Origin of the sequence: Actinomadura sp. NBRC 104425 (assembly GCF_030269545.1) — a bacterium.
In the GTDB taxonomy this organism is placed as follows: Bacteria; Actinomycetota; Actinomycetes; order Streptosporangiales; family Streptosporangiaceae; genus Spirillospora; species Spirillospora keratinilytica.
The window spans coordinates 48,846-63,305 of sequence record NZ_BSTN01000020.1 but is presented as its reverse complement, the minus strand read 5'-3'; the positions used below and the strand labels follow the sequence as shown (position 1 = coordinate 63,305).

Here is a 14,460-nt window from a genome sequence, read left to right as displayed (position 1 = left end):
GCTCAGCCCTGATGGGTGAGCTCGGCCGGATCCTGCGGCACGGTCTCGGCCTGTCCGTGCTCCTGCAGCCAGCGTTCGGCGTCGATGGCGGCGGCGCACCCGGTGCCGGCGGCGGTGATGGCCTGGCGGTAGACGTGGTCGACCACGTCCCCGGCGGCGAACACGCCAGGAATCTTGGTCTTGGTGGTCGGGGACTGCACGACCAGGTACCCGTCGGCGTCGGTGTCCAACTGCCCGGCGAACAGCTCGCTGCGCGGATCGTGCCCGATCGCGATGAACAGCCCCGTCACGTCCAGCGTGGACTCCTCGCCCGTCCGGGTGTTGCGCACACGCACGCCGGTCAGGCGGTCGTCGCCCAGGATCTCCACGACCTGGCTGTCCCACATGAAGCGGATCTTGTCGTTGGCGAACGCCCGGTCCTGCATGATCTTGCTGGCGCGCAGCTGGTCGCGGCGGTGGATCACGGTGACCGACCGGGCGAAGCGGGTCAGGAAGATGGCCTCCTCCATGGCCGTGTCGCCGCCGCCGACCACCGCGATGTCCTGGTCGCGGAAGAAGAACCCGTCACAGGTGGCGCACCAGGACACGCCCCGCCCCGACAGCCGCTCCTCGCCCTCGAGGCCGAGCTTGCGGTACCCGGAGCCGGTCGCGATGATCACGGCCTTGGCGCGGTAGACCTCGTCACCCACCTTGACGATCTTGGGGTCGGCGGTCAGGTCGACCTCGGTGACGTCGTCGGTCACCAGTTCGGCGCCGAACCGCTCGGCCTGCTTGCGGAGGTTGTCCATGAGGTCCGGGCCCAGGATGCCGTCGGGGAAGCCGGGGAAGTTCTCCACCTCGGTGGTGTTCATCAGCGCACCGCCGGCGGACACCGAACCCTCGAACACCAGCGGCTTCAGGTCGCCGCGGGCGGCGTAGATCGCGGCCGTGTACCCCGCCGGGCCCGACCCGATGATGATGACGTTACGCACGTCGCTCACTGTTCTGCGCCTCTCCTCTGCTCGCCTCAGGTGCAGGACGATGCCGTGACCGCCACGGTGTTGTACGCGCCCTCCGCAACATCATGCCCCTTGTGCGTATTCGTACCTTTCGGTGCTCGACGCTCAGAGCGCGTGCCCCGGCCTGCCAGTCGCGTCAACCGATCCTAGGGCCCGGGGATTCCCGGCCTGGGCAGCGCGGCCCTGAGCCCGACCGCTGTTACCACAGACGCAGCCACATGGGCCCTCTGTGACACATCGCCGAGCTGCTGGCGCGCCAGTGGGGGCTGGCCGCCGGGGGCGACGACGGCCTGGCCGTGATGACCACGGGCGTTGGTAACGGTTGGAATGGGGAGGATTTCGTGGCGTGGGGTGAGTCGGCCGAGATCGGCACCGCCCGTCGGAGTCCTTCGTGTCCCACCGCAACGCCCTGCCGACCGTGCCGGGGCGGCCCACGCCTGGTCCGCTGTCGCGGACGGACACCGACCGCTGTGGCCGCCACCGCAGGGTAGCTAAGTCGACTGCCACCGTGCCCAAGGCGCTGTCGGGGTGGCCGATCGCTCGAGTCGTCCGCACAGGGGCTCGCGCACCGCGCCGTCTCGAACGGCGTGCCGTGCGTATGCGTCTCCGCGGCGGCCAAGATCCCCATCTACCGGGGACACGAAGAAGATGACGGGCGGTGGTGCTATGTCGTCGGGGGCGTTGGTTCGTGTGGTGGTGCGGATGCTGCGGGTGCTAGGTGTGCTGTTCGGACAGGTTGGTGACGCGGCTGGCGGGGTGGGAGGCCGCCGAGTGCGGTGTGGCCGCGGTGATGGTTGTACATGTGCAGCCAGGGCGCAAGCGCGGCGCGGCGTTCGCTCTCACGGGTGCAGGGGCGGGCGTAGGCCCATTCGTCCAGCAGGGTGCGGTGGTAGCGCTCGACCTTGCCATTGGTCTGCGGCCGAAACGGGCGAGTGCGCTTGTGCGCGATTCCGGCGGCGGCCAGGGGGTCCCGCCACAGCCGCGAGCGGTAGCACGAGCCGTTGTCGGCCGGCACGCGGCGCACGGTGATCCCGGCGGCGAAGAAGGCCTGCCATGAGTCCACAAACGCGGCGGCCGACTCCTTGGTCTCATCCGGCAGGATCTCAGTGCAGGGCCGGGCGGCAGTGGTCGTCGATGGCGGTGTGCAGGTACCTGTAACCGAGGTTGGGGCGGCCGGGGACCGTGCGGGGCCGGGCCGGATCGCGGTGGGCCGCGCTGTTGCGCCTGCCGATGGCGCGGCCGTGCACGCGGTGGCCGCCGCCGTCGGGGATGTTGCCCAGCTTCTTGACGTCCACGTGCACCAGGTCACCGGGCGGGTGTTCGTAGCGGCGCACGGGCCGGCCGGTGGCCCGGTCCAGATGGGCCAGTGGCGGGCAGCCGTAGCGGGTCAGGACGCGGTGCACCGTGGAGGGGGCAGGCCCAGGCGGGCGGCGATGCGGGCCAGGGCCAAGCCAGTGGCGGACACGGGCGCGCACGATCCGCCGGGGCGTGCGCCGGAGGCTGGTTCGCGGACCGCTGGGAGGGGCGCCCATGCCCGCTGCGCCCTGTCGTCGGTACCGGTCGGCCCAGCGTTCGGCGGTGGTGGCCGAGACCTGGAATCGTTCGGCGGCCCGTCGCAGCGACCAGACTGTGTCGCCGTCACCAACGTCCATGGTCAGTACTCGGCAACTCGGCGAGGTCGGCATGCACGACCGTTCCAGTCGGCCGCATCGCAGTCCCCACCGGACGCCGCCGCACGTCGAGGCGCAGGTGATCGCTCTGCGGCGGGCGCATCGCATCGGCCCGGTCCCGACCCGCCCGCACCGGCATCGCGCCCTCGACCGCGTACCGCATCCTGGTGCGGCACGGCGTGGCGCCCCTGGCGGCGTGCGACCGGGCCACCGGCAACCCACCCCGCCACCAGCACCAACACCCCGGCGACCTGGTCCACATCGACATCGACGTTGAGAAGCTCGGCCGCACCCCCGGACGGCGGCGGGCACAAGGCCCCCTGAAGCGTGCCGCGGGCCGCGCCAACACCGCGACGGCATCGGCTACCTCTACCCGCACACCGCCCCGGACGGAGCACTCCCGCCTGGCCTATACCGAGGTCCTGGCCGATGAGAGTGCGGCCACCTGCGCCGGGTTTCTGGTCCGTGCGGCGGCCTGGTTCGCCGCCCGCGGCATCACCATCCGACGCGTCCTGACCGACAACGCCCGGGGCCTGCACCAAGACGACCTGGCGCGCCACCTGCGCCGAGTTGGGAATCCGGCCGTGCTGGACCCGGCCCTGGCGGCCCCAGACCAACGGCAGGGGCGGACGCTTCCACCGCACCCTGCTGGAGAAACGGGCTCTGCCACCAGCCCTACACCTCAGAAAACCGGACGACAGGCCGCCTTCGGTGACTGGCTCCACTGGTACACCCGCACCGACCCCACACCGGCATCGCAGGACAAACCCCCAGCCGACCGCGTCACCAACCTGCCCGAACAACACACCTAGGGCGTGTCCGTTGGATCTTGAGCTTTCGCTGTGGTTGATCTCGCATGTGGGGTGGGCGGCAGCCGTGGGGTGTCCGCCGCCTGTCGCAGCCCCGGGGCATCGCCGCCGCCGTCTGCCGACGCGCCGGTCAGTGGGGCGCCCGCCTGTCTCGATGCTGCCGCCCTGCCGGCGCCGCAACGTGGTCGAGCGCGTGTCGGCCGACTCGAATGGCGGCGTGATGCCGGCCATCCGCTGCGCCGAGCTCGCCTGCCACTACCGGACCGGGTTCCCTCGGTCACCGCACTGCTGCGGATCGACCATGATCCATCGGACACGCCCTGGTCGTTTCGGTGAGTCTGGGGGCGCTCGTCGGTGTCGTGACGCGGTCGGGGCTACCGGGGGCTCCGGCCGTGGGGGCGGCTGACCATAGGCTTTGGCCATGGCGAGGATTCTGCTCTTGCACTCGATGTACGGGCTGCGGCCCGCTGTCCACCAGGCGGCCGACCGGTTGCGCGCTGCCGGGCATGAGGTGCATATCCCGGATCTGTATGACGGGCGCGTCGTGGACACCCCGGAGGAGGGCATCGAGATCAAGGAGGAGATCGGCCGGGACGAGCTGCTCAAGCGCGCGGTGGCGGCTGCGGCGCCGTTGTCGCAGGAGGGCCTCGTGTACGCGGGGTTCTCCCTCGGGGCGGCCCTGGCCCAGAATCTCGCCCTCGCCGACGAGAAGGCGCGCGGGCTGCTGCTCATGCACGGCACCTCCGACATGGCGGACGACGCGTCCACCGACATTCCGGTGCAGCTGCACGTCGCCGACCCGGACACCTACGAGCCGGTGGACTGGCTGAACGCCTGGTATCTGCGTATGCGTCGGGCTGGAGCTGATGTGGAGGTGTTCCGGTATCCGGGCGCTGGGCATCTGTTCACCGACCCTGATCTGCCCGACTATGACCGGGATGCGGCGGAAGAGGCTTGGGCAGTGGCCCTGGAGTTCCTCTCCGACTTCTAGGGATGCGTAGGGGGCTTGCCGGTCGGGAACCGGTGGACCCTGCCAGCGTGGGCGGGCTGAGTCATGTGCCGCGCTCGTGCAGGTCGGCGGCTCGTCACCGTCCGTCCCGGTCACGTCGCCTGCACGGGGTCGAGCGGGAGGTCTCGCCGCTGCGCTCGCCGACGTCGACGGCAGTTCGTAGCCGTGGTTGAGGACGGCTACGGCAGCACACGGCTTGGACGGCGAGCCTGCGGTCCGGTGCGGCCGGCCTCCCCTCGGGCGTGTAGGCCGGGCGCTGCTGCGCAGCACGGCGGGCAGTTGGTCCATGCGGTCTAGGGCGTGTTTCAAAGTTGGCCGGAGCCGTTCGTTGTTGGTGGCGATGTGGACGGTGGCCTGGTAGCGGACGGCGAGTTTGCCGAACCCGGGTGGTCGGCCACCGCGCACGCCGCGCCGATACCGGCCGCCCGCCTGATCGGCCGGTTCGCAGATCGCGGCCGCGATGCCTCACTGCGTCCGGCGTGCGACATGCCGCCACTCATCACACTTCGAGACAGGCCCCAGGAGGCCTGGACGCAGGCGGCGTCCTCGAACGTCAACCGGTCTGGCGGCCCGTAAGCAGTAGAGAAGGCCCACGGTCGCACCCCCTATGACCGTGGGCCTTCTCTACAGGGCATCGAGGGGGCGTAGGGGCTCTAGACCTAAAAACGGCCGACCCATCTGGTCGGCCCCCGCGATCAGCGCTCTGTTTTCTCGTGTTTGATCAGATCCGTTTGACCGGATGAACATCCGGGCCCCACCACCCAGACGTCCAGGCCGTCGGATCCGCCGGTGGGCAAGGCGATCACCGTGGCTGGTCGGCCTTCGTATGTCGCCACGTCCACCACCTTGGGGATCTTGCCCTGGGCTATTCGGTTGACGCATTGGGAGAGCCTGCCGTCCGGTTCGCCGCCGGAGAGCATGAGCTGGCGGCCCCCGTTGCCGACCAGCCCGGTGATCTGCCGGACGAGCGTTCCCGCGCGGTAGTCCGTGCCGCTGCGCAGGACGGTGTAGCCGGGGCTCTGCACGGTGTTCGGCGCCGGCGCCGCACCGGGGGAGTGCGATCTTCGGTCGGGCGGGTCCTGCACCGGCGTGCTCGCCGCGGTCTGGTGCTTGGCGTCCGACGAGGCGCCGAGCAGCTGATATCCGACCATCCCTCCGCCGCCGACCACGACCACCGCCGCGGCGGCCGCCGACAGGATCCGCCAGTGCCGCCTGCCGCGCCGCTGTGCCAAGCTCACCACGGCCGCGCTGTGCATCGACTCCGCGGCGATGGCCGAGTCGATGCGGGCAGCAAGGTCGGCGGGCATGGACGGTACGGGTGCCTCCGCCAGAATCCGGGAGACATCAGACAGCTCGTCCGAGCGTTTCCGGCATTCGGCACAGGTGTCGAGGTGCGCGGTGACGGAGGCGGCCTGATCGTCGTCGAGAAGGCCCTCGGCCAGGTCGGCCAGGGTGTCGTAGCTTAGGTGGGCGGGGTTCATCTGGGCGTGCCACCTCCTTCCACACCTCCGACGTTTTTACGCCCCTTACGGTTCCTATGGTGCGCCAGCAGCGGGGCGAGCCGGGCCCGTCCACGGGCGCAGCGGCTCTTGATCGTTCCCGGTGGCACCTCCATGACCTGCGCGGCGTCGTCCACCGAGTAGCCCATCATGTCGACGAGCACCAGGGCCGCGCGCTGCTCGAACGGCAACTGTGCCAACGCGGAATGCACGTCCAGCGCCACCCCGTGGGCGTCGGTCGGGTCCGGCATCTTGGGCGCCACGGCGTCGAACGTGGCGTCGTCGCCCATGGGCGTGGCCGGGCGCACCGATTTGCGGCGTACGCGGTCGAGGCAGGCGTTGACGACGATGCGGTGCAGCCAGGTGGTGACGGCCGCGTCGCCGCGGAACCGCGCCGCCGCGCGGAAAGCGGACAGGCAGGCGTCCTGGAGGGCGTCCGCGGCCTCCTCCGGGTCGCCCAGCGTCCGCATGGCGACCGCCCACATCCGGTCGCGGTGGCGTTTCACCAGTTCGGAGAACGCGTGCGGGTCGCCGTTGACGTGCCGTGCGAGCAGTTCCTTGTCCGGTACCTCGTTGACGCTCATGCTCATCGACGCCATGAGCGCCTGCTCTCACTCGCGGCACCACCGATCCGTGTCGGGTAAGTGCGATCGATCCTGCCAACTCGGGTCGACACCACGAAATCCTGGGGGGAGGGGACAATCTGCTCAGAGGCACGATACCGACTGGCACCGTCACCGTCACAGCTCGTTCGAGCTTGACTACGCGGACCGCAACGATGGATATCTCGTGCCGCCGACGGCATTCGGCCGACCGGCGCCGACACAGGTCACCATGTGCGGACGGTCCGGTGGCCGACGATGATCGGGTCAGCCCGCGGTGCCGTAAACGGTGACGTCGTTGAGCTTGGCCTTGAAACCCGGCGGCACGGGAGTAGTAAACCAAATCAGGACATATTGCCCGCGAGCCTCCCGGGTGGCCTTGATGGTGAACTGGCCGCTGCCCTCTTGCTGCCCCACCACCCGCAGGGCGCCGAGGCTGTTGCTGTCGCCGATGCGCAGCTGGATGGGGACGGAGGCGCTCACCGGCGCGTCGACCACCACATGGTCGACCTTGACCTGTTTGCCCATGTCGAGAACCACGCCGAAACCGTTGGACAGGTTGCCGAAGTTGCTCGACGTGTAGGTCTGGGTCTGCCACTGGGTGCTGGACTTGCCGTCCAGCACGGCCTCCGGGTTCTTGCCGATGGACGTGTCGTGGCTGCCGCGCTTGGGGTCCTCCAAAGCGGAGGCGCCCTGGGCCTCGAGTTTGGTCGCCGTCGGCGACGGGGAGGCGGTGGGACGGCCCGGGTCGGTCACACCGGCCTTGCTGGTGCCGTCGTCGGAGGAGCCGCCGAGGTTGCCGATGGCCCACGCGCTGAGCCCGACGATGACGGTGGCGGCGGCCGCGGCGACGCCCAGCAGGGCGCGGTTGAGCGGACTGCGCGATGCGGAACCCGTCCCCTGGAGGCCGACCGGGGACGTCGGCGGAACGGAGTCGTGCCGCGCACGGGGCGCGTGCGGCGCGGGTGCCGGGGCGGCGCCGCGTTGCCGAGGCTGCTGCGGCGCCTGGCGGTGCGACGCGGGGGCGGTCGGCCGGGCGGCGCGCGTGGTGGCCGCGTGGGCGCCGGGCGGGGGCGCGGGACGGGTGGGCGCGGACGGCGCCGGCGAGTGGACGCCGCCGAGCCCTGCGAACAGCGGCAGCGGCGTGCGGGGCACGCCGCGCATCGCCTTGGCGAAGTCTGCGGGGGAGGTGAGCGGTTCCTGCCCCGGCACCGGCAGGCCGAGGGCACGGCACACGATGGCGTCCACGGCGTGCGAGATGCCCGCCTGGACCTGCCGGGGGGCCCGCACCACGCCGTCCGCCACCGGTGCGGCGGGCAGCGCGGACAGCTTGGGGTCGCCCGGCCAGTGCGCGGTCAGCGCCGCGTACAGCAGGCCGCCGAGCCCGCGGACGTCATCGCGCGCGGGCTCGGCGGAGCGGACGTCGGCCAGCGCGGCCGTGGTGGCCACGCCGAGCAGCTTGACCGTCCCTCCGGTCGTCCACACCAGGTCGCGGGGGGACAGGCACAGGTGCGACAGCCCGGCGGCGTGCGCGGCGGCGATCGCCTCGGCCGCCTCGTACAGCAGCGTCGCGGCGCGGCCGGGTTCCAGCGGCGCCTTCGCCAGCATCTGCTCCAGCGTCTCGCCGGAGACCCACTCGCTGACCACGTACGCGCTCTCGCCGCTGTCGTCGGCGTCGAAGACCTGGGTGAGGCGTGGGTCGGTGAGCCGAGCCGCGGCGCGGGCGGACCTGACCACCTCGGCGACGCGAGGGAACTCGGGGTCGAAGGTCCGGACGGCCACGGCTCGCGCCAGGATCTCGTCGATGGCCTTCCACTGTGCGGACCCGCCCGAGTCGCTGATGCGCTCCTCCAGCCGGTAGCGGCCGGCCAGACGGGTTCCGGGCTCTATGACTGACGTGCTCACGGCAACGTCCTGCGCAGGTGGTCAGAATCCATGTTCGTGGCGTGGCAGCTTACGCCTCCGACCCTCCTCTTTGCGTTCCCCAGGGTGTCGCCCCGCAAGCCGTAGTCCCCATCATGGTAGTGGTTACACAGATCAGCGACGGCGTTATCGGCGTGCGTGCCGTGTACTTTGCCACGCTATACCCGTGATCTATTCCTGGTCTGTAGGTCACCACCGACCGACATATGTCACCCGGTGACGGACCTGTGTCGCCCCAGCTCTAGGCAACGTCACGCACCCGCCGTCCCTTCGCCGTTCCGACCTCCCCGGTGTGGGGTCTGTCCGTAGATACCTATCTCTACCGTCCGAAATTCGGTGCCGCTCGGCCGCGGCGCCCCTGAGCCCTGAGCAGGCCCCCGCCCTTCTCCCGCTGACGAGCCGCCGGACGAAGCGACACGCCCTCCCCGCGTCCCGGTGACCAGGGCCGAGCCACCGACGTGACGCCGCTCGATGGGCGGGAGGACGCATGCCCGCCCCGCATCCAACCTTGGCGGGGCGCCCCCACCGACGTCATCCAGCCCCGCCGTACGCCGCACCATCCGCTCCATGTGTTGGTGGGCTCGATCTGCCGCATCGTTTCGGGTGTCGCCGGCAGTTCGGCCAGCAGCGTGGGCCCGCACGTGAGCGGGCGCCGAGGCAGAGGGCGATGGACGTGAGGCCCGGCCGCCGCCGGCCTGGGCGGCGGCGGCCGGGGGTGGGTCAGCGGCGGCCGGGGAGGCGGCTGGTGAGCATTCCGGTCATCGTCTGGACCTCGTCGACGCGCAGCAGCCGGGCGAAGACGAGGTAGAGCAGGCCCCCGCCCGCGCTGCCGACGACCAGGGCGATCAGGCCGGGGGTCAGGCCGGTGCCGAGGGCGGCCTCGGTGATGGCGTGCGCGGCGTAGGCGAAGCCGATCAGCGGCCACAGGGCGACGATGAGCTTGAGGTAGGCGCCGGCGATGCGGCGCCCGTCCATGCCGCCCAGCCGGCGCCGAAGGATCATCCAGCTGATCAGCGTGCCGATGACCTGGGCGAGCGCGTAGCCGCCCGCGATGCCCATGACGATCTTGTCGGTGGGCAGCACGTTGTACATGGTCAGCGCCATGCCGATGTTGGTGGTCACGACGGCCACGCTGATGAACGCGGGGGTGCGGGTGTCCTGCATCGCGTAGAAGACCCGCATCATCAGCTGGTACACCGAGAACGGCACCAGCGCGATCGCGAACATCTGCATGACGCGCGCGATGACCAGCGCGTCGGAGTCGGAGGTGTTGCCGTGCGCGAACAGCACGGTGGTGATCTCCGGGCCGAGCACCAGCATCAGCGCCGCCGCGGGCAGGATGATCACCGAGGAGAGCCGCAGGCCGCCGGCGAAGGCGGCGCGGACGTCGGCGTGCTTGCCCTCGGCGGCGAACCGGCTCATGCGGGGCAGCAGCGCCGTGATCACCGAGACGCCGACGATCGCGTACGGGAGCTGGAAGAGCTGGTAGGCGTTGAAGTACGGGGTGTAGCCGTACCCTTCGCCGAGCCCCTCGGCCACGCCGCGGTCGCCGGCCCGGTTGGCCAGGGCGGTCACCACGGCCAGCGCGACCTGCGTGGCGACGACGTACATCAGCGTCCACCCGGCCATCCGCCCGACCTGGCCGATCTCGCCGCGCTTGAAGTCCAGGCGGGGCCGCCACCGGAAGCCGACCTTGCGCAGCGACGGCCACAGCGCGACCGTCTGCAGGACGATCCCGCCGGTGGTGCCGATCGCCAGCAGCATGAACTGGGTGTCGGAGATGTTGGACGGGTCGACCCGGCCGGAGGACAGCATCAGGAACGCGCCGCCGACCGCGATCACCACGATGTTGTTGAGCACCGGCGCCCACATGGGAGCGCCGAAGCTGCCGCGGGTGTTGAGGATCGCCCCGGCGAACGCGCCGACCCCGTAGAAGAAGATCTGCGGCAGGAAGAACTGGGTGAACAGCACGGCCACCCGCCGCTGGTCGCCGGTGTAGCTGCCGGCGAGGATGTCGATGAACAGCGGCGCCATCAGCACCGACACCACGGTCAGGACGGCTAGGCCGATCACCGCGAGGGTGAACATGCGCTGCTCGTACTGCTCGCCGTAGGCGCGGTCGCGTTCTTTGGCGCGCACCAGCAGCGGGACGATGACGCTGGTCAGGATGCCGCCGAGCAGCAGGTCGTAGACCTGGTTGGGAATGGTGTTGGCGGTGTTGTAGGCGTTGGCGAGCACGCCGGTGCCGAGCGCGGCGACGATCACGGCGGTGCGCAGGAAGCCGGTGATCCGGGACGCCAGCGTCCCCAGCGCCATGATCGCGCTGGACTTCAGCAGGCCGCCGCCCTTGCCGGACGGCTGCTCCTCCTCGGCGACCGCCTCGGCGGTCGGGGCGGCCTGGCCGGGGTCGGTGGACGTGGGACCCGCCGGGTCCGGAGGCACCGGCCCGGGGCCGTGCGGCTGGGGAGCGCCGCCGGCCGCAGCAGGGTACGGGGGTTGGTACGCCCCCGGGCCGGGGGCGTGCTGCTGCCCGCCCCACCCCGGGCTTGGGCGGTTCTGTCCTGCCGGGGTCATACCTGTGGGACTGAAATCCGCGGGGTTTGGTTCGCCGGAGCCGGCGTTCATGGGCTGCGGCCATCCGGGGGCCGAGCCCTCTGGCGCCCACCTTCCCTGTGCCGCCGGCGCGGTTTCGGGGGGCGCCCCCCAGTTCGGGGACCCCGCCCCACCGTTGGCGAAGCCGCCAGGGCGAGGCCCCTGCGGCCCCAGGGCCCCCTGCCCGGACGGAGACGAGCCGGACAGGTACGGCCCCGGTGCCGCCGGAGGACGGGACGCGCCACCGGCACCGTGCGCGGCCGCGGGTGGGGCCGACGGGCCGGGCGCGGCTCCGGGCATACCTGGCGCCCCGGGGCCCGGCTGCTGCGGCTGCGGCGGCGACGGGGGCTCGGGCGGGAACTGTCCGCCAGGTGCCGAGGAGCCTTGTGCCGACGGGGCGGGCCGGTAAGGGCCCGGGTTGGGTGGTGGTGACGGGGGATAGCCCATGGGAGGTGTGGTTCGTCCAGGTTTAGGGCCCGCGGTCGCCGGAGGCGGGGTGCCCCACGGCGTGGAGCCTGCGGGCGGCTGAGGGGACAGTGGCCGGGGCTGCTCGTTCTGCCCGGGGGCGGCGTTCTGCCCGGGGGCGGCGTTCTGCCCGGGGGCGGCGTTCTGCCCGGGGGCGGGCGAACGCTGGGCGCCCTCGAATCCGGCCCCGTGCCGGCCCCCGGAGGTCGGGTGGGGGCCGGGGGTGTGTTGCCCGGGTACGGGATGCCGGCCCCAGCCGAAGGGAGGCTGCCCTTGGGCGGGGCCGTGACCCCCGCCGGGAACGGGCCGGTCAGGGGTTGCCGGTGAAGGTGGGGGGGTTGCCTGGGTGGCCGTCTCGGGCGGGGGAGGCGGAGCCTGCTCCGGCTTCGGGGGCGCCGGGTGTTCCGGGGACCCCGGATGCCGGGGCCATGGCCCCGATGGGTGCTGGTTCCGCTCCTGTCGACCCGTCACCGCCTGCCTCCGCTTTCCGGCGGCGCCTTGCTCGCATGGCCCGCACTCCGACGCCCACGAAGAGTACGGCAAGCGAGCTGCCGGTGATGAGCAGGGCCAGCCGCCCGTATCCCGTGGTGCGCACCGTGATCTCTTCCGTGCCGAACACCCTGCCCTCGGCCGTGATCAGGCGCAGCCGGACCCGGAAGTTGCCGTTGCCGGCCGCCTGCACGGGGATCTTGCGGCTGACCTTCTCGCCGGGGCCGAGTTCGAGCACCAGGTCCTCGGCGGGGAACCGGCCGATCTGCAGCTTGGCGCTGTTCTCGCTGGTCACCTCCAGGCGGACCTTGATGTTCTGGTCGCGCAGGTTGTTGGCGACGCTGACCAGGATCCGGCCCGAACTGCCCGCCAGGGCGTTCTGGGACGGAATGATCTTCACTCCGGCCTTGTCCGCGCCGAGTTCGCGGGCGAGCTCCTCGCGTGCCGCCCGGGCGCGTATGCCGTGCCCGCGCCAGGCGGCCGACTCCAGGCGCAGCACGGCCCTGGTGTAGTCGATCCGCACGGGTTCGGCCGTCACCTGGGAGAACAGGGCGACGTCCCGCGCGATCTTGCGTACCTGCTCCAGGTAGGTGGGGCCGAGCTCGTAAACCTCGTAGGCGTCGGGGTAACCGGTGAAGACCCGCGCCTGCGGCTTGGCCTTGATGGCCGTCTGAAGATCGACCGCCTTCAGCCACGGCGCCGACTTGGTCTGGGCGAGGATCCTCTGGGCGAACTCGGGGGAGGGGTTCCAGTGCCGGTCGGGGACGACGACCAGGGTGCGCCGGAGGTTCGGCGCCTCCGCCGTGATCATGGCGGTCTCGGCGAGGAAGCGCTGTTCGGCGAGGGCCGCCGCCCCGGGGGACCGGGTGCCCGAGCTGACGATGTCGTTGATCGTGTCGTCGTAGGTGAGCACGCGGCGCATGCCCTGCTTGGTCTGCACCGCGGTGGTGGCGCTGCGGGTGTAGCCCTGCGCGTTCTCCTGGAACGCCGAGTTGCTCAGCAGGAACGCCCCGTCTGTGCCGATCTGCCCGTAGCGGGACAGCGCGTTCAGCGTGTCCGGGCCGGCCATGCCGGACGGCGGCCAGGCGACCTTCACCGTCGGCGCACGGCCGAGGACCTCGGCGGCCACGGCGGTGTTCTTGTAGGCGATGTCGAGGTGCCGGGCCATGGAGTCGCCGTACCGGACGAGCGCGACGGCGTCGGGGTCGGCGTAGGGGAGGACGAAGTACGGGTCGTCCTTGGACGCCCTCTTCAGCTTGTCGATCCACTGCCGGGCGGCCGGGTTGGCGGGCGTGCGGGTGCCCTTGCCGGAGGCGCCGGGCCGCTTGACGAGGTAGGTCTGGCTCATCGCCTGGACGTCGTCCAGCAGCGCCGGGTCGATCGCCCAGGTGATGGGCGTGGTGGTCGCGGCGGCCGCGTCGACGAGGGTGCTGAGCCGGCCGCGGGTGAGGTCGGTGGCGAGCCGGTTGTCGATGAAGGTGCTGTCGTTGGCGCGGTGCTGGCTGTCGATGAGCGGCCACACCCAGGCGACCGACAGCGGCTGGGTGCCGCCGGCGTTGCCGGCGAAGGTGAGGAACGTGGTGAAGCCGGCGAGGACCTGCTGGGAGGAGTTGATGACCTCGACGCCGACCGGGTAGACGCCGAACTGCCGCATGCCGACCGCGGCCGCGTTGCCGCTGAGCTTCCACGTCTGGGTGCCGTTCGCCGCGGCGGCCTGGGGCAGCGGGCGCGGCGTGGTGGCGCCCGGCAGCCTGGACGGCGAGGCGGACGCGTACTGGGCGAGTTCGCCCCTGCTGGTGATGCGGTGGGAGCTGTAACGCAGCCGGACGGACAGCCCGGCGAGCGTGTGCCCGGAGTTGTTCCGGACGGTGCCGGTCAGCGTGAACCTGGAGTTCTTGCCGGACGCGGTGATGGCCGACGGGGTCACCTTGGACAGCGCGAGCGTGACCTGCGACTGCTGCTTGCCGGCCTGTTGCGACGCGGTCTGCGTCTGCAACGCGGTCTGCGTCTGCAACGTAGTTTGCGCCTGCGACGCGGCCTGCGCCTGCGACGCCCCTTGTGTCTGTGCCGCGCCCTGGGCCGTCACCGGGTTCTGCGGCCGGTTCGGGGAACTGTGCGCCGTCCTCGGTGCCTTGGGCGCGGCCGCCAGCGCGGGCGCCGTGACCGCAGAAACGCAGGACACCAGTACGGCCAGCCAGGCCGCGCGTTTGACCGTTCTCACGCCATGTCCACCCGATGGCCGCCTGCAGCAGGAGGCCTCGCCTGAAGACAGCGGGCGTCATCGTCCCGCATCACGCGCTTGATGGTAGCCGCGTGACGGCTGCCGTCAGACCTTCCTCCCGTCTCTTCGCCCGATTCCCTTGCAAACCCGCACATGACGCCCCTAGTTGCGGAGGTGATCAAC

Annotated in this window: 7 protein-coding genes and 2 pseudogenes; 2 read left to right on the top strand and 7 right to left on the bottom strand. The window is 71.4% G+C overall.

The window, feature by feature from the left end; all coding sequences use genetic code 11:
• Nucleotides 1-2: 2 nt before the first annotated feature.
• On the bottom strand, nucleotides 3-980 hold the full coding sequence (gene trxB, locus QSK22_RS25060) for a thioredoxin-disulfide reductase (protein ID WP_285496815.1): 978 nt from the start codon (nucleotides 978-980) through the stop codon (nucleotides 3-5).
• A gap of 732 nt (nucleotides 981-1,712) precedes the next feature.
• A pseudogene (locus QSK22_RS25055) lies at nucleotides 1,713-2,632 on the bottom strand (IS481 family transposase); the annotation flags it as partial.
• Between QSK22_RS25055 and QSK22_RS25045 the strand changes: the two are divergent.
• Together QSK22_RS25045 and QSK22_RS25040 are read left to right on the top strand one after the other, a co-directional pair.
• Nucleotides 2,529-3,480, top strand: a pseudogene (locus QSK22_RS25045) (IS481 family transposase). The pseudogenes QSK22_RS25055 and QSK22_RS25045 overlap by 104 nt on opposite strands.
• A gap of 418 nt (nucleotides 3,481-3,898) precedes the next feature.
• Nucleotides 3,899-4,468 carry a dienelactone hydrolase family protein gene (locus tag QSK22_RS25040; protein ID WP_285496814.1) on the top strand — a complete coding sequence of 190 codons (570 nt, stop codon included), beginning with the start codon at nucleotides 3,899-3,901 and terminating at the stop codon, nucleotides 4,466-4,468.
• Between the two features lie 713 nt (nucleotides 4,469-5,181).
• Here the strand turns inward: QSK22_RS25040 and QSK22_RS25035 are convergent.
• The 5 genes from QSK22_RS25035 to QSK22_RS25015 all read right to left on the bottom strand — a co-directional run bounded on the left by QSK22_RS25035 (nucleotide 5,182) and on the right by QSK22_RS25015 (nucleotide 14,277).
• Nucleotides 5,182-5,967, bottom strand: coding sequence for an anti-sigma factor family protein (locus tag QSK22_RS25035; RefSeq protein WP_285496813.1), 786 nt, complete (start codon nucleotides 5,965-5,967; stop codon nucleotides 5,182-5,184).
• Nucleotides 5,964-6,584 (bottom strand): RNA polymerase sigma factor SigM, encoded by a 621-nt coding sequence (gene sigM, locus QSK22_RS25030; RefSeq protein ID WP_285496812.1) that lies wholly within the window; start codon nucleotides 6,582-6,584, stop codon nucleotides 5,964-5,966. The genes QSK22_RS25035 and sigM overlap by 4 nt, the downstream gene beginning before the upstream one ends.
• Before the next feature lie 270 nt (nucleotides 6,585-6,854).
• Complete coding sequence (locus QSK22_RS25025; RefSeq protein WP_285496811.1) at nucleotides 6,855-8,492, bottom strand: protein kinase family protein; 1,638 nt, start codon at nucleotides 8,490-8,492, stop codon at nucleotides 6,855-6,857.
• Nucleotides 8,493-9,230: 738 nt separating this feature from the next.
• Nucleotides 9,231-10,952 (bottom strand): murein biosynthesis integral membrane protein MurJ, encoded by a 1,722-nt coding sequence (murJ, locus tag QSK22_RS25020; RefSeq protein WP_285496810.1) that lies wholly within the window; start codon nucleotides 10,950-10,952, stop codon nucleotides 9,231-9,233.
• A 925-nt stretch (nucleotides 10,953-11,877) separates the two neighbouring features.
• Entirely contained in the window at nucleotides 11,878-14,277 is a 2,400-nt protein-coding gene (locus tag QSK22_RS25015) for a DUF6049 family protein (RefSeq protein WP_285496809.1), read from the bottom strand.
• Nucleotides 14,278-14,460 lie beyond the last annotated feature (183 nt).

Coding starts and splice junctions, on each gene's coding strand:
- QSK22_RS25040 (WP_285496814.1), top strand. CDS start 3,899: ATGGCGAGGATTCTGCTCTTGCACTCGATGTACGGGCTGCGGCCCGCT.
- QSK22_RS25035 (WP_285496813.1), bottom strand. CDS start 5,967: ATGAACCCCGCCCACCTAAGCTACGACACCCTGGCCGACCTGGCCGAG.
- sigM (WP_285496812.1), bottom strand. CDS start 6,584: ATGGCGTCGATGAGCATGAGCGTCAACGAGGTACCGGACAAGGAACTG.